34 protein-coding genes and 1 pseudogene are annotated in these 20402 nt (G+C 39.1%); all 35 read left to right on the top strand.

What is annotated here, in order from left to right; translation table 11 throughout:
• Positions 1 to 153: 153 nt before the first annotated feature.
• The 35 genes and pseudogenes from AC0L8O_RS21980 (at position 154) to rplQ (ending at position 20385) form a co-directional block, all read left to right on the top strand.
• Entirely contained in the window at positions 154 to 402 is a 249-nt protein-coding gene (locus tag AC0L8O_RS21980) for a 50S ribosomal protein L7ae-like protein (RefSeq protein WP_473445316.1), read from the top strand.
• Between the two features lie 101 nt (positions 403 to 503).
• A complete protein-coding gene (gene rpsL / locus AC0L8O_RS21975) occupies positions 504 to 926 on the top strand; it encodes a 30S ribosomal protein S12 (protein ID WP_026561215.1) in 423 nt (140 codons plus the stop codon).
• A gap of 42 nt (positions 927 to 968) precedes the next feature.
• Positions 969 to 1439 carry a 30S ribosomal protein S7 gene (rpsG, locus tag AC0L8O_RS21970; protein ID WP_026561216.1) on the top strand — a complete coding sequence of 157 codons (471 nt, stop codon included), beginning with the start codon at positions 969 to 971 and terminating at the stop codon, positions 1437 to 1439.
• Positions 1440 to 1491: 52 nt separating this feature from the next.
• The gene (fusA, locus tag AC0L8O_RS21965; RefSeq protein WP_026561217.1) at positions 1492 to 3570 is read left to right on the top strand and encodes an elongation factor G; all 2079 of its coding nucleotides are present in this window, start codon (positions 1492 to 1494) and stop codon (positions 3568 to 3570) included.
• Positions 3571 to 3687: 117 nt separating this feature from the next.
• Positions 3688 to 4878, top strand: coding sequence for an elongation factor Tu (gene tuf / locus AC0L8O_RS21960; RefSeq protein ID WP_226530303.1), 1191 nt, complete (start codon positions 3688 to 3690; stop codon positions 4876 to 4878).
• Between the two features lie 504 nt (positions 4879 to 5382).
• Positions 5383 to 5691, top strand: a complete 309-nt coding sequence (gene rpsJ, locus AC0L8O_RS21955; RefSeq protein ID WP_026561219.1) for a 30S ribosomal protein S10 — start codon at positions 5383 to 5385, stop codon at positions 5689 to 5691.
• Between the two features lie 43 nt (positions 5692 to 5734).
• Positions 5735 to 6364, top strand: a complete 630-nt coding sequence (gene rplC, locus AC0L8O_RS21950; RefSeq protein ID WP_473445313.1) for a 50S ribosomal protein L3 — start codon at positions 5735 to 5737, stop codon at positions 6362 to 6364.
• A gap of 27 nt (positions 6365 to 6391) precedes the next feature.
• Positions 6392 to 7015 (top strand): 50S ribosomal protein L4, encoded by a 624-nt coding sequence (gene rplD / locus AC0L8O_RS21945; RefSeq protein ID WP_473445311.1) that lies wholly within the window; start codon positions 6392 to 6394, stop codon positions 7013 to 7015.
• Positions 7015 to 7302: a 50S ribosomal protein L23 gene (rplW, locus tag AC0L8O_RS21940; RefSeq protein WP_026561222.1), complete on the top strand. Its 288-nt coding sequence runs from the start codon at positions 7015 to 7017 to the stop codon at positions 7300 to 7302. The genes rplD and rplW overlap by 1 nt, the downstream gene beginning before the upstream one ends.
• A 27-nt stretch (positions 7303 to 7329) precedes the next feature.
• Positions 7330 to 8160, top strand: a complete 831-nt coding sequence (rplB, locus tag AC0L8O_RS21935) for a 50S ribosomal protein L2 (RefSeq protein WP_026561223.1) — start codon at positions 7330 to 7332, stop codon at positions 8158 to 8160.
• 57 nt (positions 8161 to 8217) lie between these two features.
• Positions 8218 to 8496, top strand: coding sequence for a 30S ribosomal protein S19 (gene rpsS / locus AC0L8O_RS21930; RefSeq protein WP_098798321.1), 279 nt, complete (start codon positions 8218 to 8220; stop codon positions 8494 to 8496).
• A gap of 17 nt (positions 8497 to 8513) precedes the next feature.
• Positions 8514 to 8858: a 50S ribosomal protein L22 gene (gene rplV, locus AC0L8O_RS21925; protein WP_072581456.1), complete on the top strand. Its 345-nt coding sequence runs from the start codon at positions 8514 to 8516 to the stop codon at positions 8856 to 8858.
• Between the two features lie 3 nt (positions 8859 to 8861).
• Positions 8862 to 9518, top strand: coding sequence for a 30S ribosomal protein S3 (gene rpsC / locus AC0L8O_RS21920; protein ID WP_078433104.1), 657 nt, complete (start codon positions 8862 to 8864; stop codon positions 9516 to 9518).
• Between the two features lie 2 nt (positions 9519 to 9520).
• Complete coding sequence (gene rplP, locus AC0L8O_RS21915) at positions 9521 to 9955, top strand: 50S ribosomal protein L16 (protein WP_473445307.1); 435 nt, start codon at positions 9521 to 9523, stop codon at positions 9953 to 9955.
• Entirely contained in the window at positions 9945 to 10148 is a 204-nt protein-coding gene (gene rpmC, locus AC0L8O_RS21910; protein ID WP_078433105.1) for a 50S ribosomal protein L29, read from the top strand. The genes rplP and rpmC overlap by 11 nt, the downstream gene beginning before the upstream one ends.
• 20 nt (positions 10149 to 10168) lie before the next feature.
• Positions 10169 to 10432 carry a 30S ribosomal protein S17 gene (gene rpsQ, locus AC0L8O_RS21905; protein ID WP_026561229.1) on the top strand — a complete coding sequence of 88 codons (264 nt, stop codon included), beginning with the start codon at positions 10169 to 10171 and terminating at the stop codon, positions 10430 to 10432.
• Between the two features lie 39 nt (positions 10433 to 10471).
• Positions 10472 to 10840 carry a 50S ribosomal protein L14 gene (rplN, locus tag AC0L8O_RS21900; RefSeq protein ID WP_026561230.1) on the top strand — a complete coding sequence of 123 codons (369 nt, stop codon included), beginning with the start codon at positions 10472 to 10474 and terminating at the stop codon, positions 10838 to 10840.
• A gap of 37 nt (positions 10841 to 10877) precedes the next feature.
• On the top strand, positions 10878 to 11189 hold the full coding sequence (rplX, locus tag AC0L8O_RS21895) for a 50S ribosomal protein L24 (RefSeq protein ID WP_078433106.1): 312 nt from the start codon (positions 10878 to 10880) through the stop codon (positions 11187 to 11189).
• A 24-nt stretch (positions 11190 to 11213) separates the two neighbouring features.
• Complete coding sequence (rplE, locus tag AC0L8O_RS21890; RefSeq protein WP_026561232.1) at positions 11214 to 11753, top strand: 50S ribosomal protein L5; 540 nt, start codon at positions 11214 to 11216, stop codon at positions 11751 to 11753.
• 24 nt (positions 11754 to 11777) lie between these two features.
• Positions 11778 to 11963 carry a 30S ribosomal protein S14 gene (rpsN, locus tag AC0L8O_RS21885; RefSeq protein WP_010285078.1) on the top strand — a complete coding sequence of 62 codons (186 nt, stop codon included), beginning with the start codon at positions 11778 to 11780 and terminating at the stop codon, positions 11961 to 11963.
• Between the two features lie 31 nt (positions 11964 to 11994).
• Positions 11995 to 12393 carry a 30S ribosomal protein S8 gene (rpsH, locus tag AC0L8O_RS21880; protein WP_026561233.1) on the top strand — a complete coding sequence of 133 codons (399 nt, stop codon included), beginning with the start codon at positions 11995 to 11997 and terminating at the stop codon, positions 12391 to 12393.
• A 30-nt stretch (positions 12394 to 12423) separates the two neighbouring features.
• Positions 12424 to 12963 (top strand): 50S ribosomal protein L6, encoded by a 540-nt coding sequence (gene rplF / locus AC0L8O_RS21875; protein ID WP_473445302.1) that lies wholly within the window; start codon positions 12424 to 12426, stop codon positions 12961 to 12963.
• 33 nt (positions 12964 to 12996) lie between these two features.
• Entirely contained in the window at positions 12997 to 13359 is a 363-nt protein-coding gene (rplR, locus tag AC0L8O_RS21870) for a 50S ribosomal protein L18 (RefSeq protein WP_026561235.1), read from the top strand.
• 23 nt (positions 13360 to 13382) lie between these two features.
• Complete coding sequence (gene rpsE / locus AC0L8O_RS21865) at positions 13383 to 13883, top strand: 30S ribosomal protein S5 (protein ID WP_078433109.1); 501 nt, start codon at positions 13383 to 13385, stop codon at positions 13881 to 13883.
• A gap of 12 nt (positions 13884 to 13895) precedes the next feature.
• Positions 13896 to 14078, top strand: coding sequence for a 50S ribosomal protein L30 (rpmD, locus tag AC0L8O_RS21860; RefSeq protein WP_026561237.1), 183 nt, complete (start codon positions 13896 to 13898; stop codon positions 14076 to 14078).
• Between the two features lie 31 nt (positions 14079 to 14109).
• A complete protein-coding gene (gene rplO, locus AC0L8O_RS21855; protein ID WP_473445299.1) occupies positions 14110 to 14550 on the top strand; it encodes a 50S ribosomal protein L15 in 441 nt (146 codons plus the stop codon).
• Entirely contained in the window at positions 14550 to 15842 is a 1293-nt protein-coding gene (gene secY, locus AC0L8O_RS21850) for a preprotein translocase subunit SecY (protein WP_026561239.1), read from the top strand. Before rplO ends, secY begins: the two co-directional genes overlap by 1 nt.
• A gap of 58 nt (positions 15843 to 15900) precedes the next feature.
• Positions 15901 to 16555, top strand: a pseudogene (locus AC0L8O_RS21845) (adenylate kinase).
• Positions 16552 to 17298 (top strand): type I methionyl aminopeptidase, encoded by a 747-nt coding sequence (gene map / locus AC0L8O_RS21840; RefSeq protein WP_473445297.1) that lies wholly within the window; start codon positions 16552 to 16554, stop codon positions 17296 to 17298. Before AC0L8O_RS21845 ends, map begins: the two are co-directional and overlap by 4 nt.
• A 287-nt stretch (positions 17299 to 17585) precedes the next feature.
• A complete protein-coding gene (infA, locus tag AC0L8O_RS21835) occupies positions 17586 to 17804 on the top strand; it encodes a translation initiation factor IF-1 (protein ID WP_003348578.1) in 219 nt (72 codons plus the stop codon).
• 36 nt (positions 17805 to 17840) lie between these two features.
• Complete coding sequence (gene rpmJ, locus AC0L8O_RS21830; RefSeq protein ID WP_003156543.1) at positions 17841 to 17954, top strand: 50S ribosomal protein L36; 114 nt, start codon at positions 17841 to 17843, stop codon at positions 17952 to 17954.
• Between the two features lie 22 nt (positions 17955 to 17976).
• The gene (rpsM, locus tag AC0L8O_RS21825) at positions 17977 to 18342 is read left to right on the top strand and encodes a 30S ribosomal protein S13 (RefSeq protein WP_026561242.1); all 366 of its coding nucleotides are present in this window, start codon (positions 17977 to 17979) and stop codon (positions 18340 to 18342) included.
• A 22-nt stretch (positions 18343 to 18364) separates the two neighbouring features.
• Positions 18365 to 18754: a 30S ribosomal protein S11 gene (gene rpsK / locus AC0L8O_RS21820; protein WP_026561243.1), complete on the top strand. Its 390-nt coding sequence runs from the start codon at positions 18365 to 18367 to the stop codon at positions 18752 to 18754.
• Positions 18755 to 18934: 180 nt separating this feature from the next.
• On the top strand, positions 18935 to 19879 hold the full coding sequence (locus AC0L8O_RS21815) for a DNA-directed RNA polymerase subunit alpha (RefSeq protein ID WP_026561244.1): 945 nt from the start codon (positions 18935 to 18937) through the stop codon (positions 19877 to 19879).
• A gap of 110 nt (positions 19880 to 19989) precedes the next feature.
• Entirely contained in the window at positions 19990 to 20385 is a 396-nt protein-coding gene (gene rplQ / locus AC0L8O_RS21810) for a 50S ribosomal protein L17 (RefSeq protein WP_026561245.1), read from the top strand.
• Positions 20386 to 20402: the final 17 nt, after the last annotated feature.

Raw genomic sequence — 20402 nt, 5'->3', positions numbered from 1 at the left:
GGAATTTCCCTCAATGAGTGATTTAACTAATTAGATAAACATGCAGAAAAAGGTAATAAAGTTTTTTTAATGCGTGTTGACATCTATCATGTTCAATGTTACTATATTCAAGGTGCTCAATCTTAAACCTGTTGCTTTGGAGGATATTTGATTATGTCTTATGATAAAGTATCACAGGCAAATGAAATCATTGTTGGTACTAAGCAATCAGTTAAAGCTCTCTTAAACAATGATGTTAAGGAAATAGTCATTGCTGAGGATGCTGATGAACGAATTGTACAAAAAGTCGTTCAAACAGCAGAACATAAGCAAGTGCCCTTAATTAAAGTTGAATCTATGAAAAAGCTTGGAAAAGCTTGTGGAATAGAAGTTGGAGCTGCAGCTGTAGCTATAATCCGGTAAAAAAGATGTTTTTGCAAGTTTAATATTGCAGAAACTTTGTTTTTGCCTAAATATGAACCACCTGGATGTGTGGTATTAATGATGAAGGGAGGAAAACTAAAATGCCTACTATTAATCAATTAGTGCGTAAAGGTCGCGTAAGTAAAATTGAGAAATCAAAATCACCTGCATTAAACAAAGGTTACAACAGCTTCAAAAAAGAGCAAACAAACGTATCTTCACCTCAAAAACGTGGTGTATGTACTCGTGTAGGTACGATGACGCCGAAGAAACCAAACTCAGCGCTTCGTAAATATGCTCGTGTTCGTTTAACAAACGGAATTGAAGTTACAGCATACATTCCTGGTATTGGACACAACTTACAAGAGCACAGTGTTGTTCTTATCCGTGGTGGACGTGTAAAAGATTTACCGGGGGTACGTTATCACATCGTTCGTGGTGCGTTAGATACTGCTGGTGTTGATGGTCGTATGCAAGGCCGTTCTAAATACGGTACAAAACGTCCGAAAGCAGCTAAAAAATAATAAACATTTAAAATAAAACCCAAAATGAAAGGAGGACATAACATGCCACGTAAAGGTCCTGTAACAAAAAGAGACGTATTACCAGATCCACTTTACAATTCAAAGCTTGTTACACGTTTAGTAAACAGAATTATGATCGACGGAAAAAGAGGTAAAGCACAATCTGTACTTTACAATGCTTTCGATCTAATTAAAGAACGTTCAGGTAACGATGCAATGGAAGTGTTCGAACAAGCACTTAAAAACATCATGCCAGTTCTTGAAGTTAAAGCACGTCGTGTTGGTGGTGCTAACTACCAAGTACCTGTAGAAGTACGCCCAGATCGTCGTACTACTTTAGGTTTACGTTGGTTAGTAAACTACGCTCGTCTTCGTGGAGAAAAAACGATGGAAGAGCGTTTAGCTAACGAAATTCTTGACGCTGCTAACAACACTGGTGCAGCAGTTAAGAAACGTGAAGATACTCATAAAATGGCTGAAGCAAATAAAGCATTTGCTCACTATCGCTGGTAATCAATACACTTTAAATACACTAAATTTCCTATAAGGAAGGAGAAATTACCCAATGGCAAGAGAGTTCTCCTTAGCAAATACACGTAATATTGGGATCATGGCTCACATTGATGCTGGTAAAACAACAACAACTGAGCGTGTACTTTATTACACTGGTCGTATTCATAAAATTGGTGAAACTCATGAAGGTGCATCACAGATGGACTGGATGGAGCAAGAACAAGAGCGTGGAATCACGATCACATCTGCTGCAACAACTGCACAGTGGAAAGGCCATCGTGTAAACATCATCGATACTCCAGGACACGTAGACTTCACAGTAGAGGTTGAACGTTCACTGCGTGTACTTGATGGTGCTGTAGCAGTACTTGATGCTCAATCAGGTGTTGAGCCTCAAACGGAAACAGTTTGGCGTCAAGCTACAACATATGGAGTACCACGTGTTGTGTTCGTTAATAAAATGGACAAAATCGGTGCGGACTTCCTATATTCTGTGAAAACATTACATGAACGCCTTCAAGCTAATGCTCACCCAATCCAATTACCAATTGGTGCGGAAGATCAATTCGAAGGTATCATTGACTTAGTTGAAATGAATGCTACGTTCTATGGTAATGACTTAGGAACTGATATCCAAGTGGGAGAAATTCCTGAAGAATACCAAGATCAAGCAAATGAATACCGAGAAAGCTTAGTAGAAGCAGTAGCTGAACTTGATGAAGAATTAATGGAAAAATACCTTGGTGGTGAAGAAATCACTAACGAAGAGCTAAAAGCAGCAATTCGTAAAGGTACATGTAGCGTTGATTTCTATCCAGTTATCTGTGGATCAGCTTTCAAAAACAAAGGTGTTCAAAAAATGCTAGATGCTGTTATTGACTATCTTCCATCACCATTAGATGTACCTGCTATTAAAGGTATCGTTCCTGATACAGATGAAGAAGTTACTCGCGAATCTAGTGACGAAGGTCCGTTTGCTGCTTTAGCATTTAAAGTAATGACAGACCCTTACGTTGGTAAACTTACATTCTTCCGCGTTTACTCTGGTACATTAAGTTCTGGATCTTATATCCAAAACTCAACGAAAGGGAAACGTGAACGTGTAGGTCGTATCCTTCAAATGCACGCTAACAGCCGTGAAGAAATCTCTGAGGTTCACTCAGGAGATATCGCAGCAGCTGTAGGTTTGAAAGATACAACAACTGGTGATACTCTGTGTGACGACAAAAACCTTGTTATCCTTGAGTCTATGGAATTCCCAGAACCAGTTATCCAACTTTCTGTTGAACCAAAATCTAAAGCAGACCAAGACAAAATGACAACTGCTTTACAAAAACTTCAAGAAGAAGATCCAACTTTCAGAGCACATACTGATGCAGAAACTGGTCAAACAATTATTGCTGGTATGGGTGAGCTTCACTTAGATATTCTAGTTGATCGTATGAAACGTGAATTCAAAGTAGAAGCAAACGTTGGTGCACCTCAGGTTGCGTATCGTGAAACATTCCGCCAAGGCGCTAAAGTTGAAGGTAAATTCGCTCGTCAATCTGGTGGACGTGGACAATTTGGACACGTGTGGATCGAATTCGAGCCGAACGAAGAAGGTAAAGGTTTTGAGTTCGAAAACAAAATCGTTGGTGGGGTAGTACCTCGTGAATACGTACCTGCTGTTCAAGCTGGTCTTGAAGATGCAATGCAAAACGGTGTATTAGCTGGTTATCCATTAGTTGATGTTAAAGCTGCATTAGTTGATGGTTCTTACCATGATGTTGACTCAAGTGAAATGGCGTTTAAAGTTGCTGCTTCATTAGCACTTAAAAATGCTGTATCAAAATGTAGCCCTGTAATTCTTGAGCCTGTTATGAAAGTTGAAGTAGTAGTGCCTGAAGAATACATGGGTGATATCATGGGCCAAGTTACAGCACGTCGTGGACGCGTTGAAGGTATGGAAGCTCGTGGGAATGCACAAGTTGTTCGTGCAATGATTCCACTTTCTGAAATGTTTGGTTATGCTACAGCATTACGTTCAAGTACTCAAGGTCGTGGTGTCTTCACTATGCACTTTGATCACTATGAAGAAGTACCAAAATCTGTTTCAGAAGAAATTATCAAAAAAAATAAAGGTGAGTAATTGATTTTTACCCCTTTTATGAAGTATAACTACTTATGTGAGAACAGAAAGTGAGAGTCTCGCTTTCTGTTACATATATTATCCTAAAAAATACAATCTCTAAGGAGGATTTTTAGAATGGCTAAAGAAAAATTCGACCGTTCCAAAACGCATGCTAATATCGGTACTATCGGACACGTTGACCATGGTAAAACAACTTTAACAGCTGCAATCACAACTGTACTAGCTAAACGTAGTGGTAAAGGTGCTGCTATGGCTTATGATATGATCGACGCTGCTCCAGAAGAGCGCGAGCGTGGAATCACAATCTCAACTGCACACGTTGAGTATGAAACTGAAACTCGTCACTATGCACACGTTGACTGCCCAGGACATGCTGACTATGTTAAAAACATGATCACTGGTGCTGCACAAATGGATGGCGGAATCTTAGTAGTATCTGCTGCTGACGGCCCAATGCCACAAACTCGTGAGCACATCCTTTTATCTCGTCAAGTAGGTGTTCCATACCTTGTTGTATTCTTAAACAAATGTGACATGGTAGATGACGAAGAATTACTAGAATTAGTTGAAATGGAAGTTCGTGATTTACTATCTGAGTACGAATTCCCTGGTGATGATGTACCTGTAGTTAAAGGTTCTGCTCTTAAAGCTCTTGAAGGAGAAGCTGAGTGGGAAGAAAAAATCGTTGAACTAATGAACGCTGTTGATGAGTATATCCCAACTCCAACACGTGACACTGACAAACCGTTCATGATGCCAGTTGAGGATGTATTCTCTATCACTGGTCGTGGAACAGTTGCTACTGGTCGTGTTGAGCGTGGACAAGTTAAAGTTGGTGACGTAATCGACATCATCGGTTTAACTGAAGAGCCAAAATCAACAACTGTAACAGGTGTTGAAATGTTCCGTAAGCTTCTTGATTATGCTGAAGCTGGTGACAACATTGGTGCACTACTTCGTGGTGTTGCACGTGATGATGTACAACGTGGACAAGTACTTGCTAAACCAGGTACAATCACTCCACACACAAAGTTCAAAGCAGAAGTTTACGTTTTATCAAAAGAAGAAGGTGGACGTCACACTCCATTCTTCACTAACTACCGTCCTCAGTTCTACTTCCGTACAACTGATGTAACTGGTATCTGCCAACTTCCTGAAGGCGTAGAAATGGTTATGCCTGGAGATAACGTTGAAATGACTGTTGAGCTTATCGCTCCAATCGCGATTGAAGAAGGTACTAAATTCTCAATCCGTGAAGGTGGACGTACTGTAGGCGCAGGCGTTGTTGCAACTATCCAAGAATAATTAGATAAACATAAAAAAAGACGAGCAAAATTGCTCGTCTTTTTTTATTCTATATATTAGATTTATTGTAGCTGACAATTAAATTTTATAGTTGTTTCTATTTAAATATAAAATATACGATTTGTTTAACCGATAGTTCCTTTTTCTACTATTAAAATAATCTACCTTATTAAAGTCATGGAAAAGAAGATATAAGTAGGTAACTTAAAATTGATCATTCCTGTTTATATCTACAGGAAAAAGTTACAGATTAAATCATTATGGATATTCTTGATATTCGTAAATAATCTATGTATAATATGAAAAGTGCGTAAGAGTAATAGGTATTTTTAAATTTATTCTTGCATCTATTATAGGTTTTATGTATAATAGACAATGTTGGTCTTTGACTGCGATGAAGCAGGAGGTTGCCGATACACACGGCCGCTTTGCCATGGCGTGTGTAGGGAAAATTCTTGCGGAGAAAATGTCTATTTTAAAAGTAGGCGAAAAGGAGGGAAAATAATGGCAAAACAAAAGATTCGTATTCGTTTAAAAGCATATGATCACAGAATTCTTGATCAATCTGCAGAGAAAATTGTTGAAACTGCAAAACGTTCTGGTGCAAATGTATCTGGTCCGATTCCACTACCAACTGAAAGATCAGTTTACACGATCCTACGTGCGGTTCATAAATACAAAGATTCTCGTGAGCAATTCGAAATGCGTACGCATAAGCGTTTAATTGATATCATCAGCCCAACACCACAAACTGTTGATGCTCTAATGCGTTTAGACTTACCGTCTGGTGTTGACATTGAAATCAAATTATAATTCTTAAAATAAATAAGAAAAAGACTATTAGGAGGTGTGACTCATGACCAAAGGAATCTTAGGAAGAAAAATTGGTATGACGCAAGTATTTGCAGAAAACGGTGATCTAATTCCGGTAACTGTTATCGAAGCTGCTCCCAACGTTGTTCTTCAAAAGAAAACTGTTGAAACTGATGGGTATAACGCAGTTCAATTAGGTTTTGAAGACAAACGTGAAAAGTTATCGAACAAACCTGAAAAAGGCCACGTTGCGAAAGCTGATACTGCACCTAAGCGCTTCGTTAAAGAACTTCGTGAAGCAAGCTTAGAGCAAATCGAAGTTGGTCAAGAAGTCAAAGTTGATATTTTCACAGCAGGTGAAACTGTAGATGTAACAGGAATTTCTAAAGGGAAAGGTTTCCAAGGCTCAATCAAACGCCACGGACAATCTCGTGGACCTATGTCCCACGGTTCTCGTTACCATCGTCGCCCAGGTTCTATGGGACCTGTAGCACCTAACCGTGTATTCAAAAATAAATTATTACCTGGTCGTATGGGTGGAGAACGTATTACAGTTCAAAACTTAGAGATCGTTAAAGTAGATGCAGAACGCAACCTACTATTAATCAAAGGTAACGTTCCAGGACCTAAAAAAGCCCTAATCACTGTGAAAAGCGCAGTTAAATCTAAATAATTTCACTAGGAAAGGAGGAATTGGGTAATGCCGAAAGTAGCATTATTAAACCAAGCTGGATCAAACGTTGGAGAAATCGAACTAAATGAATCTGTGTTTGGTATTGAACCTAATCAGCATGTATTATTTGAAGCGGTTATCATGCAAAGAGCTTCCTTACGTCAAGGAACTCACAAAGTAAAAAATCGTTCTGAAGTAGCAGGCGGAGGTCGTAAACCTTGGCGCCAAAAGGGTACTGGTCGTGCTCGTCAAGGATCTATCCGTTCTCCACAATGGCGCGGCGGTGGTATCGTATTCGGACCAACTCCACGTTCATATGCATATAAATTACCTAAAAAAGTACGCCGTTTAGCTATCAAATCAGCTTTATCATCTAAAGTAGTTGACAACAGCATCGTTGTATTAGAAGACTTAGCTCTTAACGCTCCTAAAACAAAAGAAATGGCTTCAGTATTAAAAGGTCTTTCTGTTGAGAAAAAAGCGTTAATCGTTACAGCTGACAACAACGAAAATGTTGCATTATCAGCACGTAATATCCCTGGAGTAACTGTAGTTACTGCAAATGGTGTTAACGTACTTGATGTACTAAATCATGATAAATTGATTATGACGAAAGCAGCGGTGCAAAAAGTAGAGGAGGTGCTTGCATAATGAAAGATCCTCGTGATATTATTAAGCGCCCCGTAATCACTGAACGTTCAACTGATTTAATGTCAGAGAAAAAATACACGTTTGAAGTTGATGTTAAGGCTAATAAAACTGAAGTTAAAGATGCGATCGAATCAATCTTTGGTGTAAAAGTTGAAAAAGTAAACATCATGAATTACAAAGGTAAATTCAAACGCGTTGGTCGTTACAGCGGTCTAACTAACCGTCGTCGTAAAGCGATCATTAAGCTTACAACTGATAGCAAAGAAATCGAATTATTCGAAGTATAATTTTAATAGAAAAGGAGGGATATCGATATGGCGATTAAAAAATACAAACCAACCTCAAACGGTCGTCGTGGTATGACAGTATCTGATTTTGCTGAAATTACGACAGACCAACCGGAAAAGTCGTTACTTGCACCACTTCACAGAAAAGGTGGACGTAATAACCAAGGTAAATTAACAGTTCGTCACCAAGGGGGCGGACACAAGCGCCAATATCGTGTGATCGATTTTAAACGCGACAAAGATGGTATACCAGGACGCGTTGCTACAATCGAATACGATCCAAATCGTTCTGCAAACATCGCACTTATCAACTATGTTGATGGTGAAAAAAGATACATTCTTGCACCTAAAAACCTTCAAGTAGGTTTAGAAGTTATGTCTGGTCCTGAAGCGGATATTAAAGTAGGGAATGCACTTCCATTACAAAACATCCCAGTAGGTACTGTAGTACACAACATCGAATTAAAACCTGGTAAAGGCGGACAATTAGTTCGTTCAGCAGGTACATCTGCTCAAGTATTAGGTAAAGAAGGTAAATATGTACTTGTACGTTTAAACTCTGGTGAAGTTCGTATGATTCTTGCTACTTGCCGCGCAACAGTAGGTCAAGTTGGTAACGAGCAACATGAACTTATCAACATTGGTAAAGCAGGTCGTTCTCGTTGGTTAGGTAAACGCCCAACTGTTCGTGGATCTGTAATGAACCCTAACGATCACCCACACGGTGGTGGTGAAGGACGCGCTCCTATCGGACGTAAATCACCAATGTCTCCTTGGGGTAAACCAACTCTTGGAGCTAAAACTCGTAAGAAGAAAAACAAATCAGATAAGTTTATCGTGCGTCGTCGTAAAAAATAACGTGATTGAACTACGGTTCATTCGAACCGTAGCACGATCGCGAAGGGAGGTACAATCATGGGCCGTAGCTTAAAAAAAGGACCATTCGTTGATGATCATTTAATTAACAAGGTTGAAAAGTTAAATGAAACTGAGAAAAAGCAAGTTATTAAAACTTGGTCTCGTCGTTCTACAATTTTCCCACAATTCATTGGTCACACTATCGCTGTTTATGATGGACGTAAACATGTTCCTGTATATGTAACTGAAGACATGGTAGGTCATAAACTAGGTGAATTCGCACCTACTCGTACTTACAAAGGTCATGCTAGTGATGACAAAAAAACAAGACGTTAATGAGAGGAGGCATTTAAATGCAACAATCTAAAGCTGTCGCAAGAACAGTTCGTATTGCTCCTCGTAAAGCTCGTTTAGTTCTAGATCTTATTCGAGGTAAGCAAGTAGGTGAAGCAGTGGCGATTTTAAATCACACACCAAAGGCTGCTTCTCCAATCATAGAGAAAGTTTTAAAATCAGCAGTGGCAAACGCTGAGCATAACTATGAAATGGACATTAATAGCTTAGTTGTATCTGAAGCTTATGCAAACGAAGGTCCAACTCTTAAACGTTTCCGTCCACGCGCTATGGGTCGTGCAAGTGCTATTAACAAGCGCACAAGCCACATCACAATCATCTTAACAGAAAAGAAGGAGGGATAATCCGTGGGTCAAAAGGTAAATCCAGTCGGTCTTCGTATTGGAGTTATTCGTGATTGGGAGTCAAAATGGTTCGCTGGTAAAGACTACTCAACTCTTTTACATGAAGATATCAAAATTCGTGAATATGTTACTAAACGTCTTAGTGATGCATCTGTTTCTAAAATCGAAATCGAGCGTGCAGCTAACCGTGTAAATATTACTATCCACACTGCTAAACCTGGTATGGTAATCGGTAAAGGTGGTACGGAAGTTGAAGCTCTACGTAAAGCTCTTAACCAATTAACTGGTAAACGAGTTCACATCAACATTTTAGAAATCAAAAAAGCTGATTTAGATGCTAAATTAGTTGCCGAAAATATTGCACGTCAATTGGAAAACCGTATTTCTTTCCGTCGTGCTCAAAAACAAACAATTCAACGTGCTATGCGTGCTGGTGCACAAGGTATCAAAACTCAAGTTTCTGGTCGCCTAGGCGGAGCAGATATTGCACGTGCTGAGCATTATAGCGAAGGAACAGTTCCACTACACACACTTCGTGCTGATATCGATTATGGAACAGCTGAAGCTGATACAACTTACGGTAAATTAGGCGTAAAAGTTTGGATCTATCGTGGAGAGGTTCTTCCTACTAAGAAGAAAAAAGAGGAAGGAGGAAATTAATTATGTTATTGCCAAAACGCGTAAAATATCGTAGAGAGCACCGTGGAAAAATGCGCGGTCGCGCTAAAGGCGGTACTGAAGTACATTTCGGTGAGTTCGGAATTCAAGCTCTAGAAGCTTCTTGGATTACAAACCGCCAAATCGAGGCAGCTCGTATCGCGATGACTCGTTACATGAAACGTGGCGGAAAAGTTTGGATTAAAATCTTCCCTTCTAAGCCTTATACAGCTAAACCTTTAGAGGTTCGTATGGGATCTGGTAAAGGTGCTCCAGAAGGTTGGGTAGCAGTTGTAAAACCAGGTAAAGTAATGTTTGAAATCTCAGGTGTATCTGAAGAGATAGCACGTGAAGCATTACGTTTAGCTTCTCATAAATTACCGATCAAAACGAAGTTCGTAAAACGTGAAGAAATTGGTGGTGAATCAAATGAAAGCTAATGATATTCGTGACCTAACCACTGCTGAAATTGAACAAAAAGTAAAATCTCTTAAAGAAGAGTTATTTAACCTTCGCTTTCAATTAGCGACAGGACAATTAGAAAATACTGCTCGCATCCGTGAAGTTCGTAAATCGATCGCTCGTATGAAAACTGTTATCCGTGAAAGAGAGCTCGCTGCTAATAATCGTTAATAAGAGAGGAGGTTTACAGAATGAGTGAACGTAACCAACGTAAAGTGTATACTGGTCGTGTTGTTTCTGACAAAATGGATAAAACTATCACAGTACTTGTTGAAACATACAAAACACATCCACTATACGGTAAACGTGTAAAATACTCTAAGAAATTAAAAGCTCATGATGAAAACAACCAAGCTAAAACAGGTGACATCGTAAAGATTATGGAAACTCGTCCATTATCAGCTACAAAACGTTTCCGTTTAGTAGAAGTTGTACAAGAAGCTATCATTATTTAATATTGTTCGGATAGTTAATTCCGAAGGGAGGTAACATAAGTGATCCAACAAGAATCTCGTTTAAAAGTTGCTGACAACTCTGGTGCTCGTGAAGTATTAACAATCAAAGTATTAGGTGGTTCTGGTCGTAAAACTGCTAATATCGGTGATGTAATTGTTTGTACGGTAAAACAAGCAACACCAGGTGGCGTTGTCAAAAAAGGTGATGTTGTTAAAGCTGTAATCGTTCGTACGAAGAGTGGTGCTCGTCGTTCAGATGGTTCTTACATCAAATTTGACGAAAATGCATGTGTTATCATTCGTGATGACAAAGGCCCTCGTGGTACTCGTATTTTCGGACCAGTTGCTCGTGAACTACGCGAAAACAACTTCATGAAAATCGTTTCTTTAGCTCCAGAAGTTCTATAATAAATTTCGATTGCCTTACTAAGGAGGTGCAACGAGGATGCATGTTAAAAAAGGTGATAAAGTAATGGTTATCTCTGGTAAGGATAAAGGTAAACAAGGCGTTGTTCTTGCTTCTTATCCTAAAAAAGATCGTGTACTTGTAGAAGGTATTAATATCGTGAAAAAACACGCTAAGCCATCTCAAGCTAACCCACAAGGTGGAATCTTAAACCAAGAGGCACCTATCCATGTATCAAATGTTATGCCACTTGATCCTAAATCTGGTGAACCGACTCGTGTTGGTTTTAAAGTGGTAGACGGTAAAAAGGTACGTGTAGCAAAAAAATCTGGTGAAACTTTAGATAAATAGTAAATCAGGAAGGGAGGTATATAGATGAACCGCCTTAAAGAAAAGTATCAAAGTGAAATCACTCCTTCATTAATGAAGAAGTTCTCATATAAATCAGTAATGCAAGCTCCAAAATTAGAGAAAATCGTTATCAACATGGGTGTTGGTGATGCAGTTTCAAACTCAAAAGCATTAGATGTAGCTGTTGAAGAGTTAACTCAAATCACTGGTCAAAAACCTGTTGTAACTAAAGCAAAAAAATCAATCGCGGGCTTCCGTCTTCGTGAAGGTATGCCAATCGGTGCAAAAGTTACACTACGCGGTGAGCGTATGTACCAATTCTTAGATAAATTAATCTCTGTTTCATTACCACGTGTACGTGACTTCCGTGGGGTATCAAAGAAATCTTTTGATGGCCGTGGAAACTACACTCTAGGTGTGAAAGAGCAATTAATCTTCCCTGAGATTGATTATGATAAAGTAAACAAAGTTCGCGGTATGGATATCGTTATCGTAACTACTGCGAATACTGATGAAGAAGCACGCGAACTATTAACATCGTTCGGCATGCCGTTCCAAAAATAATCGCTAGTAAAGGGAGGCGAAATTGTGGCTAAAAAATCAATGATTGCTAAGCAAAAACGCACGCAAAAGTTTAAAGTACAAGAGTACACTCGCTGCGAACGTTGCGGACGTCCACACTCAGTACTACGCAAATTTAAGCTTTGCCGTATTTGTTTCCGTGAACTTGCTTATAAAGGTCAAATTCCAGGCGTGAAAAAAGCTAGCTGGTAAAACCGTAAAACGGGAAGGAGGTTATTTAGTAATGGTTATGACAGATCCTATTGCAGATATGCTTACTCGCATTCGTAATGCGAATATGGTACGTCACGAAAAACTTGAGTTTCCTGCATCTACAATCAAGAAGGAAATTGCAGAAATTCTTAAACGTGAAGGTTTCGTACGTGATGTTGAATATGTAGAAGATAACAAACAAGGTATCATTCGTATTTTCTTAAAATACGGTGCCAACAATGAGCGTGTAATCACTGGTCTAAAAAGAATCAGTAAACCAGGTTTACGTGTATATGCTAAAACTGGAGAAGTACCACGTGTACTTAACGGATTAGGTATTGCGATCGTTTCAACTTCTCAAGGTGTTTTGACTGACAAAGAGGCTCGTGCAAAACAAACTGGTGGAGAAGTATTAGCATACGTTTGGTAAAAAGTTTAAAAAAGAATGGAGGTGTAATGAATGTCTCGTATTGGTAAGAAAATACTTGAAATCCCTGCCGGTGTTACGATTAACATCGCTGAGGATAATACTGTAACAGTTAAAGGACCTAAAGGTGAATTAACTCGTACATTCAGCCCTGATATGAAAATCGTTATTGAAGATAATGTATTAACAGTTGCTCGTCCTTCAGATGTGAAGGAGCACCGTGCATTACACGGTACTACTCGTAGTCTATTAGGTAACATGGTTGAAGGTGTTTCTAAAGGATTTGAAAGAGGTTTAGAACTTATCGGTGTTGGTTACCGTGCTTCAAAATCAGGTAACAAATTAGTTCTAAACGTAGGTTACTCTCACCCTGTTGAAATCACACCTGAATCCGGTATTGAAATCGAAGTACCATCACAAACAAAAGTTCTTGTAAAAGGAACTGATAAAGAGCGTGTTGGTGCAATTGCAGCTAACATTCGTGACGTTCGTCCACCAGAGCCTTATAAAGGTAAAGGTATTCGCTATGAAGGCGAACATGTGCGTCGTAAAGAAGGTAAAACTGCGAAGTAATATCGCCTAGATGATAAGAAAGGAGTGACCTAAATGATTACTAAAGCTGATAAAAATGTTGTACGTAAAAAAAGACATGCTCGTGTTCGTGCTAAATTAGAAGGCACTGCAGTTCGTCCTCGTCTAAACGTATATCGTTCTAACCAACACATTTACGCTCAAGTAATTGATGATTCAAATTCTGTTACTTTAGTAAGTGCATCTACTTTAGATAAAGATCTTAATTTAGATTCTAAAAGCAATGTTGATGCTGCTCAAAAGGTTGGAGAATTAGTAGCTAAACGTGCTATCGAAAAAGGCGTTAAAACAGTTGTATTTGATCGCGGGGGTTATTTATACCATGGTCGTGTTAAAGCTCTAGCTGAAGCTGCTCGCGAGGCTGGACTTGAATTTTAATTGCAAAAGGAGGGACATAAAGAATGCGTCGTATTGATCCAAACAAATTAGAGCTTGAAGAACGCGTAGTTACGGTAAACCGCGTTGCTAAAGTTGTTAAAGGTGGTCGTCGTTTCCGCTTTGCAGCACTTGTTGTTGTAGGTGATAAAAACGGTCATGTAGGTTTCGGTACTGGTAAAGCACAAGAGGTACCAGAAGCGATCCGTAAAGCAATTGAGGATGCTAAGAAAAATTTAATCGAGGTACCTATGGTAGGTACAACGATTCCTCACCAAATTATCGGACAGTTTGGTGCTGGTAACATCCTTTTAAAACCTGCATCTGAAGGTACTGGAGTTATCGCAGGAGGACCTGTTCGTGCGGTACTTGAGTTAGCTGGTGTAGCTGATATTCTTTCTAAATCTTTAGGTTCAAACACTCCAATCAACATGATTCGTGCTACAATTTCTGGATTAAATGAACTTAAGAGTGCTGAAGAAGTTGCGAAGTTACGTGGAAAAACGGTAGAAGAACTGTTAGGATAAGGAGGGAAAACAATGGCGAATAAGTTAGAAATTACCCTCACTCGCAGTGTGATTGGTCGTCCTGAAGACCAACGTATTACTGTTAAAACACTTGGTCTTAAAAAGTTACATCAAACTGTAGTCCAAGAAGATAATCCTGCGATTCGCGGTATGATTAATAAAGTTGCTCACTTAGTTACAGTTAAAGAACAATAATAGAAATATAAATAAATAAGGAGGTGTCCCGATGAAACTTCATGAGTTGAAACCAGCAGAAGGTTCACGTAAAACACGTAATCGTGTTGGTCGTGGTATCGGTTCTGGTAACGGTAAAACAGCTGGTAAAGGTCATAAAGGACAAAATGCTCGTTCTGGTGGTGGAGTTCGTCCAGGATTCGAAGGTGGTCAAACTCCTTTGTTCCAACGCTTACCTAAACGTGGATTTACGAACATTAACCGCAAGGACTTTGCAATTGTTAACCTTGATGTCCTAAATCGTTTTGAAGATGGCACAGAGGTTACTCCAGAATTCTTACTTGAAACAGGTGTTGTAAGTAATGTTAAGTCTGGTGTTAAAATCCTTGGTAACGGTCAGTTAGAGAAAAAACTTACTGTAAAAGCTAACAAGTTCTCTGCTTCTGCTAAAGAAGCAATTGAATCTGCTGGCGGTACAGCTGAGGTGATCTAATGTTTAAAACAATCTCCAATTTTATGCGCGTGGGTGATATTAGAAGTAAGATCATATTCACCCTTTTAATGTTAGTTGTATTTCGTATTGGAACGTTCATTCCTGTGCCAAATGTTAATGCTGATGTATTAAGAGCTCAGGATGAACTGAATGTATTCGGAATTCTTAATACCTTCGGTGGTGGTGCACTTTTTAATTTCTCTATTCTCGCAATGGGGATTATGCCGTACATCACAGCTTCGATCATCGTTCAACTTTTACAGATGGATGTTGTCCCGAAGTTTACTGAATGGTCTAAACAAGGTGATGTTGGGCGACGTAAGCTTGCTCAATTTACAAGATACTTTACGATAATATTAGGTTTCATCCAGGCGTTAGGTATGTCCTATGGATTTAACACCCAGTCAGGTGGGATGTTAATTGAAAATCCAGGTATAGGCACATACTTATTAATTGCGATTGTCTTAACTGCTGGTACAGCATTCTTGATGTGGTTAGGAGAACAAATCACTTCTAAGGGTGTTGGTAATGGAATTTCCATTATCATTTTTGCTGGGATTGCAGCTGGAATCCCCTCAACTGTTAACCAAATTTATGCACAACAATTTGAAGATGCAGGTGACCAATTATTTATTAAAATAGTGACGGTTGCCATTCTACTATTAGCAATTTTAGCTGTTGTGGTTGGAGTCATCTTTATCCAACAAGCACTTCGTAAAATACCAATTCAATATGCAAAAGGATCCAGTAATAAAAATATGGGTGGAGGACATACAACTCATCTCCCTTTAAAAGTGAATCCTGCCGGTGTAATTCCTGTTATCTTTGCAGTGTCTTTTATTATTACACCGCCAACAATTGCAGCATTCTTTGGTCCAAACGATGTCACAGATTGGATTCAGAAAACCTTTGACTACACTCAGCCTGTAGGTATGATTGTCTACATCGCTTTAATACTTGCTTTCACATACTTTTATACATTTGTTCAAGTTAACCCTGAACAAATGGCTGAAAACTTGAAGAAACAAGGCGGTTATATTCCTGGAATCCGTCCGGGAAAAAGCACGCAGGAATATGTTACAAAGGTATTATATCGTTTAACTTTTGTTGGTTCTCTTTTCTTAGCAGCTATAGCTGTTCTTCCTGTTTTCTTTATTAAATTTGCTGACCTTCCTCAATCTGCTCAGATTGGTGGAACAAGTTTACTTATCGTTGTGGGTGTTGCCTTAGAGACGATGAAGCAGCTTGAAAGTCAGTTAGTGAAACGTCATTATAAAGGCTTTATTAAATAATGAGGATATGGGAAATCCTTCCCATTCCCTCTAAATAGAGACTGAGGGGGGAATACAAATGAATCTAGTATTGATGGGTCTTCCAGGTGCTGGTAAAGGTACTCAAGCTGAACGTATTGTAGAAAAATACAATATCCCTCATATCTCGACAGGAGATATGTTCAGAGCTGCTATGAAAGAAGAAACAGAACTAGGTCTACAAGCAAAATCTTTTATCGACAAGGGTGAATTAGTACCAGATGAAGTAACAATTGGTATTGTTCGTGAGCGATTAGGCAAAAATGATTGTCAAAAAGGTTTTCTGTTAGACGGTTTTCCTAGAACAGTAGCTCAGTGCAGATGCGCTTGAGGGAATTCTATCAGAGCTTAACAAACAGATTGATTACGTTATTAATATTGAAGTGAACAAAGATATCTTAATGGAACGTTTAACTGGTCGTCGAATCTGTAAACAGTGTGGAGCAACGTACCATTTAGTATTTAACCCACCTGCTAATGAGGGCAAGTGTGATAAATGTGGTGGAGAGCTCTATCAACGTGCAGATGATAACGAAGAAACGGTTGCAAATCGTTTGGAAGTTAACCTTCAACAAACTCAACCTCTATTAGACTTCTATAACGAAAAAGGTTATTTACGAAACATAGATGGTGAGCAGGATATCGACATGGTATTTAATGATGTTGATCAGCTGGTTGGAGGACTAGGTGCATGATCATTTGTAAGACTCAGCGTGAACTTGATATTATGCGAGAAGCCGGCCGCATTGTGGCTTTAACTCATAAAGAGTTGAAAAAACATGTTAAATCTGGTATTACTACAAAAGAATTGGATGCAATTGCCGAAAAGTTTATTCGTGCAAATGATGCAATTCCTTCTTTTAAAGGGTATAATGGTTTCCGCGGAAGTATATGTGCTTCAGTAAATGAAGAACTTGTTCACGGGATACCGGGTGACCGCGTATTAAATGAAGGGGATATCATTAGTATCGACATTGGTGCGAATTATAATGGATATCATGGTGATTCTGCCTGGACATACGCTGTTGGCAAAATTTCCGATGAAGCCCAAAAACTGTTAGATGTAACAGAACAATCTTTATTTAAGGGCTTGGAGGAAGCAAAAGCTGGAGTTCGATTGTCCAATATCTCTCATGCAATTCAGACATTTGTCGAACAACACGGTTTTTCGGTTGTTAGAGAATATGTTGGTCATGGAGTAGGGCAGGAATTGCATGAAGATCCACAAATTCCACATTATGGTCCACCTAATAAAGGACCTAGATTAAAGCCAGGTATGGTATTAGCGATCGAACCTATGGTTAATGCAGGTACCCGATATGTTAAAACGTTGGCAGATGATTGGACTGTTGTTACAGTAGACGGTAAGTATTGTGCTCATTTCGAGCATACAATTGCCATTACTGAAAATGGCTTTGAGATTCTGACAATAGAGTAAATGAAGGTGACATTGCTTATTTTAGATCGGGACTTCCATTCCTGGTGTGTATGTGCTTGTCTAGCACCGACTGGATGAGCTATAATATATGCGCCAATTGAAAAGGAATTCGTTTTTTGACGGAGAAAAGCGAAAGTTTCTCTCTCTGATTAAAGGGATGATCATCATCAAGAATTACTAATTAGCGTATCTCCAGAAGTTCAGACAGTATAATGGAAACATGTCGTATGACAAATGGAAGTTTGTCGATGAGCAAGTTACTGATTTGAAGAAGGGAGAACAGTTCAATGGCAAAAGACGATGTAATTGAAGTTGAAGGAACTGTTGTTGAAACATTACCAAATGCAATGTTTAAGGTAGAACTAGAGAACGGTCATACGGTTTTAGCGCATGTATCCGGAAAGATTCGCATGCATTTCATTCGTATTTTACCAGGAGACAAAGTTACGGTAGAATTATCTCCATATGATTTAACTCGTGGCAGAATTACGTACCGTTTTAAATAATTTAGCACTCCGTACTACTAAGGAGGTATTAAAATCATGAAGGTCAGACCATCTGTTAAACCGATTTGTGAAAAATGTAAAGTCATTCGCAGAAAAGGCAAAGTCATGGTTATTTGTGAGAATCCTAAACATAAGCAAAAACAAGGTTAATCTATAAGGAGGTGCAAGCATAATGGCTCGTATTGCAGGTGTTGATATTCCTCGCGACAAACGTGTTGTGATTTCTTTAACATATATTTTTGGAATCGGACGCTCTACTGCTCAGAAAGTTTTAGCTGAAGCTGGTGTTTCTGAAGATACACGTGTACGTGATTTAACGGAAGAAGAATTAGGGAAAATTCGTGATGTAATCGATAAGTTAAAAGTTGAGGGTGACCTTCGTCGTGAAGTTTCACTTAATATTAAACGTCTAATCGAAATCGGTTCATTCCGTGGTATCCGTCACCGTCGTGGCTTACCAGTTCGCGGACAAAACACGAAAAACAATGCTCGTACACGTAAAGGACCACGTCGTACTGTAGCAAACAAGAAAAAATAAGGTAAAAGGAGGTTAACCAATAATGGCACGTAAAACGAATACTCGTAAACGTCGTGTAAAAAAGAATATTGAAAGTGGAGTTGCTCATATCCGTTCAACATTCAATAACACGATCGTGACAATTACTGACACTCATGGTAATGCAATTTCATGGTCAAGTGCTGGTGCGTTAGGTTTTAGAGGTTCTCGTAAATCTACTCCTTTCGCTGCACAAATGGCTGCGGAAACTGCTGCAAAAGCATCACAGGATCATGGATTAAAAACTCTAGAAGTTACTGTTAAAGGACCTGGTGCAGGACGTGAAGCTGCAATCCGTTCATTACAAGCTGCAGGCCTTGAAGTAACTGCAATTAGAGACGTAACTCCTGTTCCACATAATGGATGCCGTCCACCAAAACGTCGTCGTGTGTAAATTTTCTGTATAGATTTTGTATCCCTGTCAATAATGGGTTATGATACAGTATATAAGTTCTAGCAGAATTCACTCTGTTGTTGTGCACATTCGGGAACTTTTGAATGGGGAATTTCGGTTAGACGCTAGTTTAATGAATTGTCTAGCCGGGGTTTCGACGTTTTGAAGGAGGGTTTATAGATGATAGAAATTGAAAAACCAAAAATCGAAACGGTTGAAATCAGCGATGATGCCAAATATGGTAAATTCGTCGTCGAGCCACTTGAGCGTGGATATGGTACAACTTTGGGTAACTCCTTACGTCGTATCCTTTTATCCTCACTCCCTGGTGCCGCTGTAACATCGATCCAAATAGATGGCGTACTTCATGAGTTTTCAACGATCGAAGGTGTTGTTGAAGATGTTACTTCGATTATCTTAAACATTAAAAAGCTTGCTCTTAAAATCTATTCAGATGAAGAAAAGACGCTTGAAATTGATGTTCAAGGCGAAGGTAGTGTTACTGCATCAGATATTACTCATGATAGTGATGTAGAAATTCTGAATCCAGATCTTCATATCGCTACTCTTGCTTCAGATGCAAGCTTCAGAATGAGGCTTACAGCTAAGCGTGGACGTGGTTACACTCCAGCTGATTCAAATAAAAGAGAGGACCAACCTATTGGTGTTATCCCGATCGATTCGATCTTTACTCCAGTTTCACGTGTTTCCTACCAAGTAGAAAAAACTCGTGTTGGTCAAGTTGCTAACTATGATAAGCTGACTCTTGATGTTTGGACAGATGGAAGTACTGGCCCTAAAGAGGCGATTGCTCTTGGTTCAAAGATCCTAACTGAACACTTAAATATTTTTGTAGGGCTTACTGATGAAGCTCAGAATGCAGAAATTATGGTGGAAAAAGAAGAGGATCAGAAAGAAAAAGTTCTAGAGATGACGATTGAAGAATTAGATCTATCTGTTCGTTCTTACAACTGTTTAAAACGTGCCGGTATTAATACCGTACAAGAGCTTGCTCATAAAACAGAAGAAGACATGATGAAAGTTCGTAATCTTGGTCGTAAATCTTTAGAAGAAGTTAAGGCGAAATTAGAAGAACTAGGTTTAGGTCTTCGAAAAGACGACTGATGACTAGTTTGTAATAAACTAGCGTTTTCGTATGCTATCATTAGAGAATAGCTTTCAGCCTATAAATCCATGAAATAACATTCATTATTTAATGAAGGAGGGGACATCTCATGTCATACAGAAAATTAGGCCGTACTAGTGCGGGTCGTAAAGCTATGCTTCGTGACCTAACTACTGATCTAATCATCAGTGAGCGTATCGAAACTACTGAAGCTCGTGCGAAAGAATTACGTTCAACTGTTGAAAAGATGATTACACTAGGTAAGCGCGGTGACCTTCATGCACGTCGTTTGGCTGCATCATATGTACGTAACGAAGTTGCTGAGGTTGTATCTGTTACAACTGAAGAAGGTAAAACTAAGGATAAACCTAAATATGCTTTAGAAAAACTTTTCAGTGATATCGCTCCACGTTACGAAGACCGTCAAGGTGGTTACACTCGTATTATGAAACTTGGACCTCGTCGCGGAGACGGTGCTCCAATGGTCATCATTGAATTAGTTTAATATATTTATCACAAGGG

The sequence above is a fragment of the Metabacillus sp. KJ11-3 genome, from assembly GCF_055808295.1.
This window is presented reverse-complemented; position numbering and strand designations above follow the sequence as displayed.